15 protein-coding genes and 1 pseudogene are annotated in these 18,876 nt (G+C 61.9%); 12 read left to right on the forward strand and 4 right to left on the reverse strand.

What is annotated here, in order from left to right:
* Positions 1 to 207: 207 nt before the first annotated feature.
* On the forward strand, positions 208 to 801 hold the full coding sequence (locus BLT75_RS13300) for an HD domain-containing protein (RefSeq protein WP_093032833.1): 594 nt from the start codon (positions 208 to 210) through the stop codon (positions 799 to 801).
* On the opposite strand, the gene BLT75_RS13305 is transcribed toward BLT75_RS13300, so the two are convergent.
* The 3 genes from BLT75_RS13305 to BLT75_RS13315 all read right to left on the reverse strand — a co-directional run bounded on the left by BLT75_RS13305 (position 774) and on the right by BLT75_RS13315 (position 3,266).
* Positions 774 to 1,997 carry a glycosyltransferase family 61 protein gene (locus BLT75_RS13305; protein WP_093032345.1) on the reverse strand — a complete coding sequence of 408 codons (1,224 nt, stop codon included), beginning with the start codon at positions 1,995 to 1,997 and terminating at the stop codon, positions 774 to 776. The two genes, BLT75_RS13300 and BLT75_RS13305, sit on opposite strands and share 28 nt — an antisense overlap.
* 10 nt (positions 1,998 to 2,007) lie before the next feature.
* On the reverse strand, positions 2,008 to 2,562 hold the full coding sequence (locus tag BLT75_RS13310) for an ActR/PrrA/RegA family redox response regulator transcription factor (protein ID WP_093032348.1): 555 nt from the start codon (positions 2,560 to 2,562) through the stop codon (positions 2,008 to 2,010).
* 86 nt (positions 2,563 to 2,648) lie between these two features.
* Positions 2,649 to 3,266 (reverse strand): SCO family protein, encoded by a 618-nt coding sequence (locus BLT75_RS13315; RefSeq protein ID WP_093032351.1) that lies wholly within the window; start codon positions 3,264 to 3,266, stop codon positions 2,649 to 2,651.
* 87 nt (positions 3,267 to 3,353) lie between these two features.
* Between BLT75_RS13315 and regB the strand changes: the two genes are divergently transcribed.
* The 9 genes and pseudogenes from regB to BLT75_RS13360 all read left to right on the forward strand — a co-directional run.
* Positions 3,354 to 4,751: a sensor histidine kinase RegB gene (gene regB, locus BLT75_RS13320; protein WP_093032354.1), complete on the forward strand. Its 1,398-nt coding sequence runs from the start codon at positions 3,354 to 3,356 to the stop codon at positions 4,749 to 4,751.
* A 69-nt stretch (positions 4,752 to 4,820) separates the two neighbouring features.
* Positions 4,821 to 6,323: a PAS-domain containing protein gene (locus BLT75_RS13325; RefSeq protein ID WP_093032357.1), complete on the forward strand. Its 1,503-nt coding sequence runs from the start codon at positions 4,821 to 4,823 to the stop codon at positions 6,321 to 6,323.
* Positions 6,324 to 6,365: 42 nt separating this feature from the next.
* Positions 6,366 to 6,839: a tRNA (adenosine(37)-N6)-threonylcarbamoyltransferase complex ATPase subunit type 1 TsaE gene (gene tsaE / locus BLT75_RS13330; protein WP_093032359.1), complete on the forward strand. Its 474-nt coding sequence runs from the start codon at positions 6,366 to 6,368 to the stop codon at positions 6,837 to 6,839.
* Positions 6,836 to 7,843 (forward strand): aminoglycoside phosphotransferase family protein, encoded by a 1,008-nt coding sequence (locus BLT75_RS13335; RefSeq protein WP_093032362.1) that lies wholly within the window; start codon positions 6,836 to 6,838, stop codon positions 7,841 to 7,843. Before tsaE ends, BLT75_RS13335 begins: the two co-directional genes overlap by 4 nt.
* Positions 7,840 to 8,526 carry a nucleotidyltransferase family protein gene (locus tag BLT75_RS13340; protein WP_245706524.1) on the forward strand — a complete coding sequence of 229 codons (687 nt, stop codon included), beginning with the start codon at positions 7,840 to 7,842 and terminating at the stop codon, positions 8,524 to 8,526. The genes BLT75_RS13335 and BLT75_RS13340 overlap by 4 nt, the downstream gene beginning before the upstream one ends.
* Complete coding sequence (gene addB, locus BLT75_RS13345; RefSeq protein ID WP_093032365.1) at positions 8,519 to 11,446, forward strand: double-strand break repair protein AddB; 2,928 nt, start codon at positions 8,519 to 8,521, stop codon at positions 11,444 to 11,446. Before BLT75_RS13340 ends, addB begins: the two co-directional genes overlap by 8 nt.
* On the forward strand, positions 11,443 to 14,799 hold the full coding sequence (addA, locus tag BLT75_RS13350; protein WP_093032368.1) for a double-strand break repair helicase AddA: 3,357 nt from the start codon (positions 11,443 to 11,445) through the stop codon (positions 14,797 to 14,799). The genes addB and addA overlap by 4 nt, the downstream gene beginning before the upstream one ends.
* A 65-nt stretch (positions 14,800 to 14,864) precedes the next feature.
* Positions 14,865 to 15,185, forward strand: coding sequence for a thioredoxin (gene trxA / locus BLT75_RS13355; protein WP_093032370.1), 321 nt, complete (start codon positions 14,865 to 14,867; stop codon positions 15,183 to 15,185).
* A gap of 468 nt (positions 15,186 to 15,653) precedes the next feature.
* Positions 15,654 to 16,238 (forward strand): annotated as a pseudogene (locus tag BLT75_RS13360) (class I SAM-dependent methyltransferase); the annotation flags it as partial.
* A 98-nt stretch (positions 16,239 to 16,336) separates the two neighbouring features.
* Here BLT75_RS13360 and BLT75_RS13365 read toward each other — a convergent pair.
* Positions 16,337 to 16,531, reverse strand: coding sequence for a DUF1127 domain-containing protein (locus BLT75_RS13365; protein WP_093032373.1), 195 nt, complete (start codon positions 16,529 to 16,531; stop codon positions 16,337 to 16,339).
* A 196-nt stretch (positions 16,532 to 16,727) separates the two neighbouring features.
* Between BLT75_RS13365 and hslV the strand changes: the two genes are divergently transcribed.
* Together hslV and hslU are read left to right on the forward strand one after the other, a co-directional pair.
* On the forward strand, positions 16,728 to 17,297 hold the full coding sequence (gene hslV, locus BLT75_RS13370; protein WP_093032376.1) for an ATP-dependent protease subunit HslV: 570 nt from the start codon (positions 16,728 to 16,730) through the stop codon (positions 17,295 to 17,297).
* A gap of 225 nt (positions 17,298 to 17,522) precedes the next feature.
* Positions 17,523 to 18,830, forward strand: coding sequence for an ATP-dependent protease ATPase subunit HslU (hslU, locus tag BLT75_RS13375; protein WP_093032378.1), 1,308 nt, complete (start codon positions 17,523 to 17,525; stop codon positions 18,828 to 18,830).
* Positions 18,831 to 18,876 lie beyond the last annotated feature (46 nt).

Consider the following 18,876-nt stretch of genomic DNA (forward strand, 5'->3'; position numbering starts at 1 on the left):
CGACAAGCTCCTTTCGGTAGAGATTCAGGGCTGAAGGGGGGGCGTGCAGGGAGGAAAACACGCCCCCCGACACTTGATATCCCGATCATGCCGCCAGGTGTGACCCACGACGCAAATTGTAACGGCTGGCAGCATGTACTCGGAATGAACTTCAGGCTGCGCCCGGAATGTGGCGGAAAAAAGGCACGAAAAAAGGGACGTGGCGGAATGGCAACACAACCCAGAGCTTGGCAAAGAATGCTGTCGGGACGTCGGCTGGATCTTTTGGACCCAACCCCGATGGATATCGAAATCGAGGATATCGCGCATGGTCTGGCTTTTGTCGCGAGATGGAATGGGCAGACACACGGGGACTATGCCTATTCGGTTGCCGAGCACTCGCTGCTGGTCGAAACCCTGTTTGCCCGCATCGCTCCGACAGCGGGGCCGAAATGGCGCCTGGCCGCGTTGTTGCACGATGCCCCGGAATACGTGATCGGCGACATGATCTCGCCGGTAAAGGCCGCGATCGGGTCGGACTACGGACATCTCGACACACGGCTTACAGCGGCAATCCACATCCGCTTTGGCTTGCCAGCGCAGCTGCCTACCGAAATCAAGAAACAGATCAAGCGCGCCGACCGGATCAGCGCCTGGATGGAGGCAACCCGCATCGCCGGGTTCTCCGAGACCGAGGCGAACCGGTTCTTCGGGCGACCGAACCCGGCGTTGATGGACGGGCTCGATATTCTGCTAAGACCGCCGGTCGAAACCCGAAAAGCCTACACCGCGCGTTACTTGACGCTGATTTCCGAGCTCTGATCCACCTCTTCGCGCTGCGCGCGCCGGGCGCGGCGTTCCTGCCGCATCTTTCGACGACGACGTTTCTGGTAGTCGGCGCTCTCTACAAAATCGCCGGCCTGGTCCAGCCCCTTGTCCTTGAACATCTGCGCGCGTTCTGCGTCAGTGGCACGCTGCCAGTCGATGTCGCGGCGGACGAACCCGCCCGCAACCAGCCCTCTGCCAATGACCGCGTGATCCAGTTCGCCAAAGGAAAGGCGGTTCGACTTTCCGGATTTCCCGCGCACCCACTCGGTATACAATGCGTCGATGACAAGCGGTTTGGACCGGCAGAAATGCGCCACGTTCTTGGCCAGCAGGTTGTTGGGTCCCGCCTTGCGCCGCAGGATCATCGCGACGTCCTGATCGGGCCGGCCCACCATCGCGTAGAGATGCAGGGCAGAGCCATCAGCAGCCACGACATGGCTTGCGGCCTTGTAACGGGAAAGCTGCGTCTCGAGCGAGAACTTCTCTGGATGAAAAATGTCGTACCCTTCAGCACGCAACAGATCCTCGAGCCGCTCTTCACCCAGCAGACCGCCCTTGCCCAGACCCAGCGCCGAGCGGGAAATATAGAGCTTGCTCGGTCCATCCGGTTCGACCGATTTTGCAAAGTTGTTGTGAATTGCGTCCCGAAACCTTTTCGTCCCCTGGGTGATCGTACCCAGCCCGAACCCCTGACCGGGCACAATCAGCTCTTCGACACGGGTCGGTTCGGTAGCGACATGAATGGGCAGACCGGGCCGCATAAGGTCGATGAAGTCGCGCTGATACCCACGGATCTGATCACCCACCTTGGGGCGTTTCGGTATGAACAGGACGCCGTCGATCGGGCCGCCGACATGGTCCAGAGCCCATAGCCGGGAGGTGCTTTCCACCAGGAAATGGCCAAAATGGGCCCACAACACGCCACCCCAGACCCAACGTCCAGGCAATGTCTGGCCAATCTCTTTCGGTACTTCGGGCCGCGTGGTCAGTGGGCGATATCTGCGCCACAGCGCGGCTTCGGGGCAATAGCTGCCGTCGAAATACAGCACACCCGCGGCCTGGGTGAAACCGCTTGCTTCCGGAGGAACGACAACCGCTTCTGCCAGCCGCGTTATCGTTTCGGACCACCCCCCTTCGGGCAGCGGCTGCGAATTGGGATCATCAGGATCCAGGTCAGGCGTTTCCGCCATCGCGAACCTCTCAGCGCGGGCTTCGTTTCGCCAGAATCCTTTGCAGGGTTCGGCGATGCATGTTTAGCCGCCGAGCCGTTTCGCTGACGTTACGATCGCACAGCTCGTATACTCGCTGAATATGCTCCCAACGTACCCGGTCCGCGCTCATGGGGTTGTCCGGCGGGGGCGGAAGCGCATCCCCATTGGCCAGCAAGGCATTGGTGATATCTGTCGCATCCGCCGGTTTGGAGAGATAGTCCGTTGCTCCGATCTTGACTGCGGCAACCGCCGTGGCGATCGCGCCATATCCGGTCAGCACGACAATGCGGCAATCCGGCCGGCGTTCGCGCAGCACTTCGACGACGTCAAGGCCATTGCCATCCTCAAGCCGCAGATCTACCACCGCATAAGCTGGCGGCCGCGCCGTGGCAATTGCGCGCCCGGCGACCACGGATCCAGCCGTCTCGATCTCGAACCCCCGTTTTTCCATGGCTTTCGCGAGACGGCGCAGAAACGGTTCATCGTCATCGACAAGCAAAAGCGATTTGTCGGGGCCGATATCGGGCAGGGGGCTATCCGTCATGCTCTGTCTTTCCGCTGTTTCTCGTTCTTTTGCCTGGACGCAAGTATTATCAGCACCCACGCCAAGGTCAAACTGCTCTGGCGTGCTTACATCGCATCCAGAAAACAGCCGATCTTGTCCGCCATCTGCTCGGCCGTCTCGTCACGGCGGAAGAATTCCACAAATCCGAGCTCGGGCAGAACGAGATAGGAGAATGTCGAATGATCCACCAGATAGTATTCATCACTCTTGTCCTGCGCGCGATAATAGGTCTTGTAGGCTTGGCTTGCAGCCTTGACCTGTTCTGGTGAGCCCGTCAGCCCCACCATCCGCTCGTGCAGGTTGGCCGCGAAATCGCCCACCACCTCCGGCGTGTCCCGGTCCGGGTCGATCGAGATGAAGACAGGAGTCACCATCTTTCCCCGGCTTTCCAGAATATCCACAGCGTCCGCATTGCGCGACGTGTCGAGCGGGCAGACATCGGGGCAGAAAGTGTAACCGAAGTAGAGGAGCGACGGTTCGGTGATCACATCCTTGTCGGTTACCGTCTCGCCCCTGGAGTTCACAAGTTCGAACGGCCCGCCGATCGTGTCGGCGCCACCGGCAATCTGACTGGACCGGCACTGTGCAAACCTGTCATCAGTTCCGCCGCGCGTCGCAATCCAGGTTGCACCCAGCGCGGCTGCGGCTACCGTTACGGCAAGAATGGCATAAATACGGGTCATTACGGGCCTCGCGGACAGGGTGGTTGATCGTGTCGGGCCGGAGACCTATCAAGATACACGACCATTGCAACAGGACATAAGTGCACGATGCCTGAATCCAACATGAGCCTCGTGCTTGGACAAGAACGCAGCAGCTGGATTCGTCTGCGCACCATGATCCTGTTGCGCTGGGTTGCCATCGCCGGCCAGATCGTGGCGATCACGGTGGCGCAACAGACCTATCACCTGCAGCTGAACCTCGGCCTGTGCTATCTGGTCATCGGCGTTTCAGCGGTCGCGAACACCCTTGCGATCTTCGTCTTTCCGGGCAACAAGCGCCTCAGCGAGTTCGAAAACTTCCTGCTCGTGCTCTTCGACCTTCTGCAACTGGGCGTACTTCTCTATCTCACCGGCGGATTGCACAATCCCTTCGCCCTGTTGCTGGTCGGTCCGGTAATCATTTCCGCAAACGTGATGGGTTTGCGCTCGACACTGATCATCGGCACGACCGCGATTGTGCTCGTGACCCTGCTCGGCCTTTATCATCTGCCGCTCAGAACCGAAATGGGCTTCATCCTGCGTATCCCGGATGTTTTCGTATTCGGCCACTGGACCGCGATTGTCATCGCCATGGTGTTCCTTGGCGCCTACTCCTTCCGCATCAGCTCCGAAGTTCAGTCCATGTCCGAAGCGCTTGCCGCAACGCAAATGGCACTGGCGCGGGAACAGAAGCTGACCGATCTCGGTGGTGTGGTGGCAGCCGCCGCGCATGAACTCGGAACCCCGCTTGCAACAATCAAGCTGGCCAGTTCCGAACTGGTCGAAGAGCTGGACGACAGGCCCGACCTACGCGAGGACGCGGCTCTGATCCGCGAACAGGCTGATCGCTGCCGCGATATCCTGAGAAACATGGGCAGGGCCGGCAAGGACGACCTGCACTTGCGTCAGGCACCGTTGTCGACCGTCATCCGCGAAGCGGCGGAACCACATGTCAACCGGGGAAAGACGCTCCATTTCCACGAGGGCCCCGGCGAGGGCGGGGATATGCAGCAACCTTCGATCCTGCGCAAACCCGAGATCATTCACGGCTTGCGCAACCTGGTCCAGAACGCCGTCGATTTCGCACGGTCCACGGTATGGGTCGAGGCGGAATGGACTGCCGACAAGATCGAGGTCACCATCATGGACGATGGCCGCGGCTATCCGGCGCATATGATCGGACGGATCGGAGACCCCTTTGTCCGCCGAAGACGGGTCGAGGCAGATTACCGCACGCGCCCCGAATACGAGGGGATGGGACTGGGTCTGTTCATTGCAAAGACCTTGCTTGAACGCAGCGGAGCGGAACTGGAGTTCGCCAATGGCTCGGATCCCTATCAAACCCTGACCGATCGTGCCGAATGTCGCGGTGCGATCGTTCAGGTCGTCTGGCCGCGCAGCCAGATTGATGCGCAAACCGGCCAGAACGCCGTGCTTGTCGGACTTAACGAACAATTTCGAGTTTGACTTAAATGATCGTTAACTTTTGGAGAGGAACCTAGCCAGACCGGTTTTTCATCAGGTCAGGAAACACTCATGGCAGAATGGTTGGCATTGGCTTTGATCTGCCTTTCTTCGGCGATGCTTGCAGCGTGGATGCTTTCAGGTCCCAGGCTTTCGAAAGTTGTCGGCCACGGTCATCTGGCGCACGCCAAGGCTCCCAATCATGTGTTCCTCTTCGACGGGCACGACCTTGTGGGGACCTCTCATTCAGGCGCCGATCGGAGCATTCACGTCTGGAACGATCTGCGCGACCGGTTGGCGGCCGACTTTCCCGGCTTTCCCGCCGACCCCGAACAGGTTGAGAAAAATGGTGAAATCATCGTTGGCCCGATCGACGGACGCACAGGTCGAGACGTCTTTTGCGAATGGCTGGATGGTATCGTGCGGGTGGAATTGCGCAATGGCATGAGCCTCGGGCTTGCATCTTCCTGCGACGGGTGCACCGACCCGCTTCGCTCGGCGATGGACAAGGCTCCCTATCCCGTCTGGTTTCTGGATAACGACGGAGCATTGCGGTGGTGCAACGCCGCCTATGTCAAACTGACCCGCAAGGTACGGGATGGCGTCCCCGACCTGTGCAAGCCGCTGTTTCCGAACCCCGTCGAGACAATCGGACCCGGTAAAAAGAACCGGGTCTCGATTTCGATGGAACCCAGCGGCGCAAAACTCTGGTTCGATGTTCTGCTCGTGCAGCATGACGCCGGATGTCTCTGCTACGCCATGGACATCAATGCCGTTGTCGATGCCGAAATCGCACAGCGGAACTTTGTACAGACACTGCCAAAGACATTTGCCCAGTTGTCCACGGGCCTGGCCATATTCGACAGGAATCGGCAACTGGCGCTGTTCAATCCGGCTCTTGTTGATCTGACGTCCCTGCCGGTGGATTTCCTGAGCAGCCGACCTTCGGTGTCGAGCTTTTTCGATCGCCTGCGCAATCTCAACATGATGCCCGAGCCGAAGAATTACGGCGGATGGCGACAGCAGATGAACGATCTGGTACAGGCTGCAACGGATGGCAATTACCGTGAAACCTGGTCCCTGCCGTCGGGCTCCGTGTATTCCGTCAGCGGCAGGCCACATCCGGATGGCGCAGTGGCCTTTCTGTTCGAGGATATCACCGCAGAAGTCACCTTGACGCGCAGGTTCCGTTCTGAACTAGAACTTGGACAGGCGGCACTGGATCAGATCGACAGGGCGATTGCCGTATTCTCCGCCGACGGTACGCTGGCCCTATCGAACGCAGCCTATCACCAGCTATGGAACTGTGACCCGGACCGCAGTTTTGCGCAGGTCACCGTTCTGGACGCGATACGGGTCTGGCAGGACACATGCGCCGCCACACCTATCTGGGGCGATATCCGCGACTTTGTCGAGAACCGTGAAAATCGCGCCGATTGGGAAGGGCGCGTACACATGCGGGATGGAAGGATGCTGAACTGCGCCGTCAGCCCCATTCAGAATGGCGCGACATTGGTTTCCTTCACCATTATCAAAAGGGTATCCAAACAGGCGGTCGCGCAGGCCAGAACCTGATCGTGGCTTGCAGCCGGAAAGCCCTGTCGCCATTGTGTCGGCATGACCGCTTCGCCCCTGATCCTGTCCCTTGAATCGCCTGAGGAAACCGCCCGCCTCGCCGTGGCCATAGGAGCAACTCTCCGGCCCGGAGATTGCATCCTGCTGGCAGGTGAAATCGGCTGCGGAAAGACTCACTTCGCCCGAAGTCTGATCCAGTCTCTCCTGCCCTCGCCCGAAGACGTGCCATCGCCCACCTTCACGCTGGTTCAAGTGTATGAAACCGACCGTGGAGAAATCTGGCATTCCGACCTCTACCGTCTGACCGCCATCGAAGAGATAGAGGAATTGGGGCTGACCGACGCGTTCACGGATGCGATCACATTGATCGAATGGCCCGACCGGCTTGGCTCTCTTGCGCCCGAAAATGCGTTGTCCGTGAATTTCGTAGCCGATCCCATTCACGAATCCCGCCGCGTCCTGACGCTCAGCTGGACAGATCCGAAATGGACCTCCCGCATCGAGGTGCAGACATGACGGAGCGCACCATTCTCGCCCGAGCATTGATTGCGGGAACCCCGTGGGACGATGCCGTGCACATGCCACTGGCCGGCGATGCTTCGGCCAGACGTTACGAGCGTCTGACCGATCGCAAGACCGGCCGCACAGCGGTCCTGATGGACGCGCCGCCGGAACACGGGGAAACGGTGCGCGGGTTTGTCGAACTGGCGCATCACCTGCGTTCGCTCGGCCTGAGCGCGCCCGAAATCCTCGCAGAAGATACCGAAAACGGGTTCCTGCTGCTCGAAGACCTGGGCGACGATCTGTTTGCCCGGGTGATCGAACGTCAACCGGATACGGAGCGCCCGTTGTACGAGGCAGCGACCGATCTGCTGGTCTCCTTGCGGGATGCACCCCTGCCCGCGGGACTGGAAAGTTATGGCCCGACATCCATGGCCGAAAAAACCGGGATCGCCTTCGAGCACTATGTTGCCGGTATGATCGGCGACCCCCGACCAGGGGCGATGGCGCGGTTTGTGGAGCGGTTTGAAAACCTTCTGTTCGAGACGATGCAGGGACCAGAGGTCCTGATCCTGCGGGACTACCATGCCGAAAACCTGATCTGGCTGCCCGAGCGCTCGGGTCTGGCCCGGGTCGGCCTCCTCGATTTCCAGGATGCCGTGATCGGCCACCCGGCCTATGATCTGGTCAGCCTGTTGCAGGACATCCGGCGCGATGTCTCGATTGCGACCGAAATGCACATGATCGGCCGGTTCATCGAGGCCACCGGCGCAAACGATCATGAGTTTCGCACCGCCTATCCGGTGCTTGGCGTCCAGCGCAACCTGCGCATTCTCGGTGTGTTTGCAAGATTGTCCCGCGAAATGGGAAAGACGCGTTACCTGGCGCTGATGCCCGCCGTCTGGGCGCATTTGATGCGCGATCTGGAACACCCCGCACTTGCCGGTGTCGCCGACCTGCTGCGGGAAACGCTGCCTCCGCCAACACCGGAAAACCTGAACCGATTGAACCCCAAATGAACCAGACCCGTTTTCCCGTGATGCTGTTTGCTGCCGGTTTCGGAACCCGCATGGGCGATTTGACCCGATCCAGACCGAAACCGATGATCGAGGTCGCCGGGCGTCCGCTGATCGACCATGCGCTTGATCTCGCACAGGCCGTCGAGCCGCCGCGGATCGTCGCCAATACCCATTATCTGGCGCCGATACTGGCCAACCACCTCGGGCCACGGGGTGTGCTTCTGTCCAACGAGCAGCCCGATATACTCGACACCGGCGGTGGCCTGCGGCAGGCGTGGCCGCTGTTGGGGGCGGAAACCGTGTTTACCATGAACACGGATGCGATCTGGTCCGGCCCCAATCCCCTGGCGCTCCTTGCCCGGGCCTGGGAGCCCGAGCGGATGGACGCGCTATTGATGTGCATACCCGTGGCCCAGACCGTGGGTTACACGGGTCAGGGCGATTTCTCGCGTGACGCGCAAGGAAAGATCACCCGTGGAGCGGGGTTGGTCTATGGCGGAGTGCAGATCGTCAGGATGGATGGGCTGGCGGACATTCCGGATCATGTCTTTTCGTTGAACCGTCTTTGGAATCGCATCGGCGAAGCGGGGCGGCTTTTCGGTCTGACCTATCCTGGTCGGTGGTGCGACGTGGGCCATCCTGACGGGATTGCGCAGGCCGAGGAAATGCTGGCGAATGTTTGACCCCTGTTCGCATCCCCGCGTCTTTGCCTTGCCCCCTGGCGTCGATTTTCCCCGTGCGCTGGTTGACGGGCTGCGCCAGAGGTGCGCGGATCTGCCTCCGCATGCGCTGGCGCGGGTGCATCTGGTGGTAAACACCCGCAGGATGGAGCGACGCATCGCCGGGCTGTTCGATACTGGACCGGCCAGCCTCCTGCCCCGAATCTCGTTGGTCACCGACCTGGGCGCTCTGGGCCTGTCCGCGCACCTGCCACCGGCCTTGCCGCCCCTGCGTCGCCGGTTGCAACTGGTGCAACTGATTTCCCGCCTTCTGGACCAGCAGCCCGATCTGGCGGCACGTGCCTCGATCTTCGACCTTTCCGACAGCCTGGCCGCGCTGATCGACGAAATGCAGGGTGAAGGCGTCGCGGCCGAGAAGATACACGCGCTGGACGTGACGGACCTTTCCGGACACTGGGCGCGGGCGCAGCAATTCATTTCGATCGCCGCGAGGTATCTGGGCGCCACCGATGATGCGCTGGACGTTCAGGCCCGGCAGCGGCGCATTGTCGAGACCTTGGTTGCCGAATGGCAGGCCAACCCGCCGCAACACCCGATCGTCCTTGCCGGTTCGACCGGATCGCGCGGCACCACCATGCTGTTGATGGAGGCCGTGGCCCGTCTTCCGCAAGGGGCCGTTGTATTGCCGGGCTTCGATTTCGACCAGCCGGACCATGTCTGGCCCGAACTCGGCGATGCTCTGACCGCCGAGGATCACCCTCAATTCCGATTTGCCAGGTTGATGGAGCAGCTCTCGCTCTCGCCAGATCAGATCACGCCCTGGACAAGCGAACCTGCCCCCTGCCCTGCAAGGAACCGGCTGGTGTCGCTCGCTCTCAGACCGGCACCCGTCACCGATGCCTGGATGTCCGAGGGTCCGCAACTGACCGGGCTGGATACCGCGACGCGCGACATCACCCTGGTCGAGGCGCCCTCGCCTCGGGATGAAGCGCTGGCCATCGCCCTGCGTCTGCGGCAAGCGGCAGAACAAGGGCAGACCGCCGCATTGATCACGCCTGATCGTATGCTCACCCGCCAGGTCAGTGCCGCGCTCGACCGCTGGACCCTTTTGCCGGACGACAGCGCCGGCTTGCCGTTGCAGCTGTCGCCTCCGGGCCGGTTCCTGCGCCACGTGGCCGGGTTGTTCGCGGCCCGGCTGGATGGCGAGGCGCTGCTGACCTTGCTCAAACACCCGCTGTGCCACACCGGCGCTGGCCGCAACGAACATTTGCTGCATACCCGCGATCTGGAACTGGATCTTCGCCGCAACGGTCCGCCGTTTCCCGAGACAGAGGATATTGCCAACTTTGCCATCCGCCGCGATGTCCCTGATGACTGGGCGCGCTGGGTTGCCGACAGTTTCTGCGGGCAACAAGTCACTGGAACGCTGTCGCTGACAGACTGGATTGGCCGGTTGCGAAACCTTGCCGAAACGCTGTCCGCCGGATCGGCCGGGGGAACCGGAACCTTGTGGGACCAGAAGGCCGGGCAAGAAGCCCTGGCCATCGTTACCGCGCTTGAAAACGAATCCCCGCATGGCGGTGACATGTCCGCCCGGGATTTTACGGACCTCCTGGGTGGTCTCCTGTCCACCGGAGAGGTTCGTGACCGTGACGCGCCGCACACAGGCATCATGATCTGGGGCACGCTCGAAGCAAGGGTCATGGGCGCAGACCTGCTGATCCTTGGGGGGCTGAACGAAGGCAGCTGGCCCGAATCTCCTGCCCCCGATCCCTGGCTGAATCGACGTATGCGCCATGATGCAGGCCTTTTGTTGCCGGAACGCCGGATCGGCCTGTCGGCGCATGATTTCCAGCAGGCCATCGGCGCCGCCGAAGTCTGGCTGACCCGCTCGAAACGCTCGGACGATGCCGAAACCGTACCTTCGCGCTGGTTGAACCGGTTGACCAACCTGTTGCAGGGCTTGCCGGAGCAGGGCGGCGGTGTGGCGCTGGCTGGAATGCGTGCACGGGGCCGCGACTGGCTGGATTGGGCCCAAGCGCTGGAATACGCCCCACACACCGATCCTGCGCCACGCCCCTCGCCCCGGCCGCCGGTCGCCGCGCGGCCAAGGCAGCTTTCGGTGACCGAGATCAAGAAACTGATCCGCGATCCCTATGCCATCTACGCCCGCCACGTGCTTCGGCTGAAACCGCTGGACCCTTTGGTACAGGCTCCGGATGCGCTGCTACGTGGTATCGTGATCCACGAGATCCTGGAAAGCTTCGTCAAGGACAGCGTGTTGGACAGTGCTTTGCTGACCCGTGACCATTTCCTTAAACGCTCTGCCACACTGCTGGACGAACTGGTTGCATGGCCGACCGCCCGCGCGCTGTGGCAGGCACGGCTGGAACGGGTGGCGGATGCGTTTCTGGCGGCCGAGGCGGAGCGCCGCGCCGATGGCGGGCCGGTCGCCTTCGAAGTGAAGATGGACCGTCGGCTCGACGGGCTTGATTTCACCCTGACAGGGCGTGCCGACCGGATCGACATGACGGAACGCGGATCGCTCTGCATCTATGACTACAAGACCGGCGCGCCACCCAGCGAGAAGCAGCAGGCCAGGTTCGACAAGCAACTGCTGATCGAGGCCGCGCTGGCCGAAGAGGGCGGGTTCGAAGGGATAGACCCCACGCCGGTCGCGCGGGCGGCCTTCATCGGGATGGGTGGCAGCTACAAGGAGGTTCCGGCGCCGCTGACAGACGAGCCGCCAGCCCGGGTCTGGGCCGAACTGCACAAATTGATCGCCGCCTATTTCGAGCCTGATCAAGGGTTTACTGCCCGCCGCATGCTGCACAAGGACAGCGATATCGGGGATTATGACCACCTTGCCCGGTTCGGCGAATGGGACCGCACCGCCACGCCCAAGCCCGAGGACCTGACATGACACAGCGTAACGAAGCGACCGAGGCGCAGTTTCGCGCCTCGCATCCGGCCGCCTCGACCTGGCTTGCGGCCAATGCGGGCTCGGGCAAGACCAAGGTGCTGACCGACCGCGTGGCGCGCCTGCTGCTGAACGGGGTCGAGCCGCAACACATTCTGTGCCTGACCTATACCAAGGCGGCCGCCAGCGAGATGCAGAACCGCCTGTTCAAACGATTGGGCGAATGGGCGATGCTGGGTGACGTGCCGCTCAGGGCGCAACTCTCGGACCTGGGTGTTCACGGCTCGATCGACAGCGCACGTCTGGCCCATGCCCGGACCCTGTTCGCCCGCGCGATCGAGACGCCCGGCGGGCTGAAGATCCAGACCATCCACTCCTTTTGCGCGGCATTGCTGCGCCGGTTTCCGCTAGAGGCGCGCGTCAGCCCGCAATTCGCCGAGATGGAGGACCGCGCCGCGGCGCTGCTGCGCGAGGAAATCGTCGAGGATCTTGCCCAAGGGCCGCAGGCCCCGCTGGTCGAAATGGTTGCCCGCTATATCACGGATACCGGGTTCGACAGCCTGACCGCCGCCATTTGCCAGCACCGCGCGGGCTTCGCACACCCGATGGACTGGGAGCACCTGGCCGAGGCGTTCGGTCTGCCACCCGCGTTCGACGAGGGCGCTTTGCTGGAGCAGGTCTATCTGGGCGGCGAGATGGAACTGATCCGCTCGATCCTGCCGGCGCTGGCAGGCAGTGGGCCTAACGACCAGAAAGCCGGCGCAAAACTGGCCCGGTTCGATGGCCCGACACTGGATGGTCTGACCGTACTGGAAGACGTGCTTTTGACCGGAGCAACCGCCAAGGAACCCTTTGCCGCCAAGATCGGCGGTTTCCCGACCAAAGGCCCGCGCCAGGGGGCCTTGGCGGGGCAGATGCCGCAACTCGAGGCGCTGATGCTGCGGGTCGAAGCAGCCCGCGACCGCAGACTGGCCCTGACGGCCGCGCGCAAGTCGCTGGCGCTGCACAGGTTCGCCGCGGCCTTTCTGCCGGAATACGAGCGGCGCAAGCAATTGCGCGGCTGGCTCGATTTTGACGACCTGATCCAGAAGGCGCGGCAGCTTCTCAGCGATCCCGGCGTCGCGGCCTGGGTGCTCTACCGGCTCGACGGCGGCATAGACCATATACTTGTCGACGAGGCGCAGGACACCAGCCCCGAACAATGGGGCGTGATCGAGAAACTGGCGCAGGAATTCACCAGCGGCGAGGGCGCGCGGGCAGGGGTCGAACGCACGATCTTTGTCGTGGGGGACAAGAAACAGTCGATCTATTCCTTCCAGGGCGCGGACCCGGACGCCTTTGACCGGATGCAGGAAGAATTCGGCCGCAAGCTGCGTGAATCAGGCTCTAATCTGGAAGATTTAACGCTCGAATACTCCTTCCGCTCCTCCAGCGCCATTCTTGGCCTTGTCGATCTGGTGTTCGAAAACCGGGCCGAGGCCGGATTCCGCAAAGAGTCGCTGCACCGCGCCTTCAAGTCCGACATGCCCGGCCGCGTGGATCTCTGGCCAGTGGTGGAAAAGGTCGAGGACGACGAGGATGGAGACTGGACCGACCCGGTGGACCGGCCCGGCTCGCGCCACCACACCGTGATCCTCGCCGAACGCGTGGCCCGCCAGATCAAGTCGATGATCGACAATGGCGAGACCATCCCCATCGACGGCGAGACACCGGGAACCTTCTTGCGACGCCCGGTGCAACCGGGCGATTTCCTGATCCTGGTACAGCGCCGATCCGACCTGTTTGCCGAAATCATTCGGGCCTGCAAGGCCGCCGGCCTGCCCATTGCGGGGGCAGACCGGTTGAAGGTCGGCGCGGAACTTGCCGTCAGGGATCTGGCCGCGCTGTTGAGTTTCCTCGCCACGCCCGAGGACGACCTGTCTTTGGCCACAGTGCTGAAATCGCCCCTTTTTGGGTGGAGCGAGCAGCAGTTGTTCGACTTGGCCCACAGGCGCACGGATCGGTATCTGTGGGCGGCTCTGCGATCCCGCAAAAACGAGTTTCCCCGGACACTTGCAGTCCTGGACGACCTTCGGTCGCAGACCGACTTCCTGCGGCCCTACGATCTCATCGAACGGATCCTGACTCGCCACGATGGACGGCGGAAGCTGCTTGGCCGTCTGGGCTCGGAGGCCGAAGACGGGATCAACGCGCTGCTCAGCCAGGCGCTTGCCTATGAACGCTCGGATATCCCAAGCCTGACCGGATTTCTCGTCTGGATGCAGACAGACGATCTGGAAATCAAGCGCCAGATGACCGGCGTCGGCAACATGGTGCGGGTGATGACGGTGCATGGCTCGAAAGGTCTGGAAGCGCCGATCGTGATCCTGCCCGATACCGCCCAGCGCCGGGCGCAGCGCGACGCCGAGATCATAAAGGCGGGCGATCTGCCTTTGTGGCGCGTCTCCAGGGACGACTCGCCCTCCGTTCTGTCCGCCGCGCGCGATTCGGCGCAGGCCCGCGAAACGAACGAAAGGCTGCGGCTTCTGTACGTGGCACTGACCCGGGCTGAAAAATGGCTGATCGTGGCAGCTGCGGGCGATATCGGCAAGGATGGCAGCAGTTGGTACAGCATGGTCGCCGATGCGATGGCGCGGGCTGGGGCGGCGCAGGTCGAGGGTCAGGATTTTCTGCGGCTGGAACATGGCGAATGGGAACGCGCGCAGCTGACCGAGGCCAGAACCCTGAACACAGGCACGCAGCCATTGCCCGATTGGGTCCACCATCTGGCGCCGGAACGCATCGAAATAAAGCCTGTTTCGCCCTCGGATCTTGGCGGCGCCAAGGCACTGCCCGGCGAAGCGGGACTGGACGAGGAAGCGGCAAAACTGCGAGGCACACGGCTTCACCTGTTGCTGGAACACCTTCCGCCGGTGGATCAGACCGCCTGGGCCGAGATCTGCGCGCGGCTTCTGCCGGATATGCAGGAAGCAGAGCGCAGTAAGCTGCTGGCAGAGGCGCATGCCGTGCTGACCAGCCCAGAGCTGGCACCAGTATTCGCAGCCGGAACGCTGGCCGAAGTTCCCGTGAGCGCAACCATCGGAGCGCGCCGGATGCACGGGGTGATCGACCGGCTGGTCATCACCGCGACAGAGGTTCAGGTGATTGATTTCAAAAGCAATGCCGTGGTTCCCGATACGCCCGAAGCCTGTCCGGAAGGGCTTTTGCGACAGATGGGCGCCTATGCACAGGCGCTGGCGCAGATATATCCGGCCCATCAGATCCGCACCGGTTTCCTGTGGACACGAACGGCTCGGATGATGTGGTTGCCACACGATCTTGTGACGGCTGCACTGGGTCGCACCCAGATATCTTGACCTTGCCCGTTGGCGCTCCTAACTTCGACACCCAAGCGCATTGCATCCCATTGAGGAGACAGATCATGTCCACCGTAGCCGTCACCGACGCAACCTTTGACGCCGAAGTCAAGAACTCCGACATCCCCGTGGTGGTGGATTTCTGGGCCGAATGGTGCGGCCCCTGCAAGCAGATCGGCCCGGCCCTGGAAGAGCTGGCGGCCGAATACGCCGGCAAGGTGAAGATCGCCAAGGTCGACGTGGACAGCAACCCGAACTCGGCCGCCGCGATGGGCGTGCGGGGCATTCCGGCGCTGTTCATCTTCAAGGACGGGCAAGTGGTGTCGAACCGGGCCGGCGCGGCGCCCAAGGCGGCGCTGCAGAACTGGATCGACAGCTCGATCTGAGCCCGGCCAGACCAGGATTTCGGAAGCGCCCCATTCGGGCGCTTCTTTCGTTTTGGCCATTTTGTAGACGGTCCGGAACCCAAATTGACCGTTTTGTACAGAGGGATTGGCCCCATCGAATAGCTGGTTCTGGCGTTGGCAACCGGCGCGTCATAGGTCAGGATCGGGTGTATTGAGACAATTTCCCACTTCGGCGCGTTCCTTTTGTGCGGGCCTTTCAGGGAGGCCCACGGTATGACGGATCGAATTTCAACACCTACAGCGGTGGCGGCGGCCTGGCCGCGAAAATTGCCGAAGGCTTGCGGCGAAACGGGTTGGAGCCGCATGCCTTGCGACCGTCGGATCTGGAGTCGGTTGATGAGTTTCATTTTCGCGGCAGGGCGGCGACGCTGGACCTGATCGACCACATGGGTCTGAGTGTAAGTCGCGGGTTCTGGACATTGGCTCGGACCTGGGGGGCGTGTCACGCACGATTGCCGAGGTGGTCGGTTGTCAGTTGTCGGTGTCGATCTGACCGCCGAATTCTGCGACGCGGCCACGGAGTTGTCACGCTGGGTTGGTCTCTCTGACAAGACCAAGTTTCAGCAAGGTGACGCGTTGAACCTTGCGTTTGACGATTGCGAATTTGATGCAGCGATCACTGTGCATGTCGCGATGAACATCGAAAACAAGATGCGGATGTACGAGGAAGCCCGCCGGATCTTGTCGGCGGGCGGGACTTTTGCAGTCTACGACATTCTGCGGGGAGCCGGCGAGGACATTCTGTATCCCGTACCTTGGGCGCGGGACCCGTCGATCAGCCATCTGGCAACCCCGGACGAGATGGAAACTCTGCTTGCCGATGCCGGGTTTGAAATTGTGCGGGTGATCGATTCAACCGAAGACAGCCTTCAGTGGCTGGAGGCCAGAACCGCGCAAACCGGCGCGGCAAAGCCCCTGCCGGTTACGACAGAGCTATTGTTCGGGCCGGAGTTTCGGGAAATGACGCAAAACCAGCTGCGCGGATTGAAGGAGCGGCGGATACTGACCGTCAGCTATATCTGCAAGGCCTGATGTGCGCCGGGCGTTCACCGGCATCCTTTCGAAGGGCAAGCAAAAGAAAAAGCCGCCCTGTTTGAGCGGCTCTTCTATCGGTCTGCCATGGGACTGGATCAGAGATTGGCGATGTCGCCACGGTTCAGGCCGATGTCGTCCAGCTGGGTGTCGGTCAGGGCCGACAGCGCATTGCGGGTCAGGCGGCTCTCGTTCCACGAGACGACGGCGTTTCTTGCCGAGATGAAAAAGTCCACCACGCGGAGAACGGTGACTGCTCCGAGCGGCGCTGTGGTGCTTGCGGTATGTGCCATTTGCGCGTTCCTGGGTTGAAACAGCCGACCCTGCGTCGGTTGTGAGGCTCATCTAGGAGAATGGTACGAGTCTTACAAATGCCCGGTTTACAGTCCCGAATTGCATCCAGTGCATAACAAACGCGCAGAATGCAAAACTTGCTCTTGTGCTTTTGCCGGACCATATACGGGAACGCAGGGCAGAACGGAGGCACTTATGGCGGACAGCAACTCTCGCAGCGATTTTCCCGGCTGGCACGGAACCACGATCATCGGCGTCAAGAAGGGTGGCGAGGTGGTGATTGCTGGCGACGGGCAGGTCAGCCTGGGCCAGACCGTTATCAAGGGCACCGCGCGCAAGGTGCGGCGGCTGAGCCCTGGCGGTTACCATGTGGTTGCGGGCTTTGCCGGGTCGACGGCGGATGCCTTCACCCTGCTGGAACGGCTGGAGGCCAAGCTGGAGGCGACACCCGGACAGCTGGCGCGCGCCTCGGTCGAACTGGCCAAGGACTGGCGCACCGACAAATACCTGCAAAAGCTGGAGGCGATGCTGATCGTCAGCGACGGGCAGGACATGTTCGTGATCACCGGCGCGGGCGATGTGCTGGAACCCGAACATGACGTGGCCGCCATCGGCTCGGGCGGGAATTTTGCGCTGGCCGCCGCACGGGCGATGATGGACAGCGACAGGAGCGCCGAAGAGATCGCCCGCGCCGCCATGGCGATCGCCGCCGATATCTGCGTCTATACCAACGGCAACCTGACGGTGGAGAAAATCGCGAAATGAACAGAGGCCGCGGATAAAGACGCGGCCTCGTGGGCGGAAAAAGTGAGTGGTGACGCCCGGTGTTACAGGTCTGAAATGCTGTGTATCCCTTTGGGCGAAAAGATGCCTTCACAGGTCTCTGATCCTGCGTGTGTGATCAGTGCGCTGCCGCCGCGACACGGGACCCGCTTGTGTTTTCGATCCTCATGCTTAGGTTCCGGGGCGCAACAACGAGATTGAGAGCACATGACCGACCTGACCCCGCGCGAGATCGTCTCGGAGCTTGACCGTTTCATCATCGGCCAGAAGGACGCCAAGCGCGCCGTGGCGGTGGCGCTGCGCAACCGCTGGCGGCGCAAGCAGTTGTCGGATGACCTGCGCGACGAGGTGTATCCCAAGAACATCCTGATGATCGGCCCCACCGGCGTCGGCAAGACCGAGATCAGCCGGCGGCTGGCGAAACTGGCGCGGGCGCCCTTCATCAAGGTCGAGGCGACCAAGTTCACCGAAGTGGGCTATGTCGGGCGTGATGTCGAACAGATCGTCCGCGACCTGGCCGATGCCGCGATCATGCAGACACGCGAATACATGCGCGACGAGGTCAAGACACGGGCGCAGAAGGCAGCCGAGGATCGTGTGATCGAGGCCATCGCCGGGACCGACGCCCGCGAGGGCACGCGCGAGATGTTCCGCAAGAAACTGAAAGCGGGCGAGTTGGACAACACGGTGATCGAACTGGAACTGGCCGACAGCTCGAACCCGATGTCGATGTTCGAGATCCCGGGCCAGCCCGGCGCGAACATGGGGATGATGAACCTGGGTGACCTGTTCGGAAAAGCATTTGCGGGCCGCACCACTCGCAAGAAGATGACAGTTGCCGAAAGCTATGACGTTCTGATCGGGGAAGAAGCCGACAAGCTTCTGGATGACGAAGTGGTCACCCGTACCGCGCTGGAGGCGGTGGAGCAGAACGGCATCGTTTTCCTCGACGAGATCGACAAGGTCTGCGCCCGCTCGGACGCACGCGGCGCCGATGTCAGCCGCGAAGGTGTGCAGCGCGACCTGCTGCCGCTGATCGAGGGCACCACCGTCAGCACCAAATACGGTCCGATCAAGACCGACCACATCCTGTTCATCGCCAGCGGTGCGTTCCACATCGCCAAGCCCAGCGATCTGTTGCCCGAATTGCAGGGACGCCTGCCGATCCGGGTCGAACTGCGGGCGCTGACCGAGGAGGATTTCGTGCGCATCCTGACCGAGACCGACAATGCGCTGACCCGGCAATATACCGCGCTGATGGGCACCGAGAAGGTCACGGTCGCGTTTACCCCCGACGGAATCGCCGCCCTGGCGCAGATCGCAGCCGAAGTGAACCGCAGTGTCGAGAACATCGGCGCACGGCGGCTCTATACCGTGATGGAGCGCGTGTTCGAGGAGCTGTCCTTTACCGCGCCGGACCGGTCGGGCGAGGCGGTCACCGTCGATGCGGCATTTGTCGAAGAGAACCTGGGGGAATTGGTTCGGTCGACGGATCTGAGCAGGTACGTGTTGTAGTGGCCGGGGTTCTGCCAGGTCGAGGTTTTGACACTCGGTTGCGGAT

It is taken from the genome of Ruegeria marina, assembly GCF_900101475.1.
GTDB lineage: Bacteria > Pseudomonadota > Alphaproteobacteria > Rhodobacterales > Rhodobacteraceae > Ruegeria_B > Ruegeria_B marina.

Excerpts from the sequence above, each read along its gene's own strand:
- BLT75_RS13300 (WP_093032833.1), top strand. The coding sequence starts at position 208 with ATGGCAACACAACCCAGAGCTTGGCAAAGAATGCTGTCGGGACGTCGG.
- BLT75_RS13305 (WP_093032345.1), bottom strand. The coding sequence starts at position 1,997 with ATGGCGGAAACGCCTGACCTGGATCCTGATGATCCCAATTCGCAGCCG.
- BLT75_RS13310 (WP_093032348.1), bottom strand. The coding sequence starts at position 2,562 with ATGACGGATAGCCCCCTGCCCGATATCGGCCCCGACAAATCGCTTTTG.
- BLT75_RS13315 (WP_093032351.1), bottom strand. The coding sequence starts at position 3,266 with ATGACCCGTATTTATGCCATTCTTGCCGTAACGGTAGCCGCAGCCGCG.
- regB (WP_093032354.1), top strand. The coding sequence starts at position 3,354 with ATGCCTGAATCCAACATGAGCCTCGTGCTTGGACAAGAACGCAGCAGC.
- BLT75_RS13325 (WP_093032357.1), top strand. The coding sequence starts at position 4,821 with ATGGCAGAATGGTTGGCATTGGCTTTGATCTGCCTTTCTTCGGCGATG.
- tsaE (WP_093032359.1), top strand. The coding sequence starts at position 6,366 with ATGACCGCTTCGCCCCTGATCCTGTCCCTTGAATCGCCTGAGGAAACC.
- BLT75_RS13335 (WP_093032362.1), top strand. The coding sequence starts at position 6,836 with ATGACGGAGCGCACCATTCTCGCCCGAGCATTGATTGCGGGAACCCCG.
- BLT75_RS13340 (WP_245706524.1), top strand. The coding sequence starts at position 7,840 with ATGAACCAGACCCGTTTTCCCGTGATGCTGTTTGCTGCCGGTTTCGGA.
- addB (WP_093032365.1), top strand. The coding sequence starts at position 8,519 with ATGTTTGACCCCTGTTCGCATCCCCGCGTCTTTGCCTTGCCCCCTGGC.
- addA (WP_093032368.1), top strand. The coding sequence starts at position 11,443 with ATGACACAGCGTAACGAAGCGACCGAGGCGCAGTTTCGCGCCTCGCAT.
- trxA (WP_093032370.1), top strand. The coding sequence starts at position 14,865 with ATGTCCACCGTAGCCGTCACCGACGCAACCTTTGACGCCGAAGTCAAG.
- BLT75_RS13365 (WP_093032373.1), bottom strand. The coding sequence starts at position 16,531 with ATGGCACATACCGCAAGCACCACAGCGCCGCTCGGAGCAGTCACCGTT.
- hslV (WP_093032376.1), top strand. The coding sequence starts at position 16,728 with ATGGCGGACAGCAACTCTCGCAGCGATTTTCCCGGCTGGCACGGAACC.
- hslU (WP_093032378.1), top strand. The coding sequence starts at position 17,523 with ATGACCGACCTGACCCCGCGCGAGATCGTCTCGGAGCTTGACCGTTTC.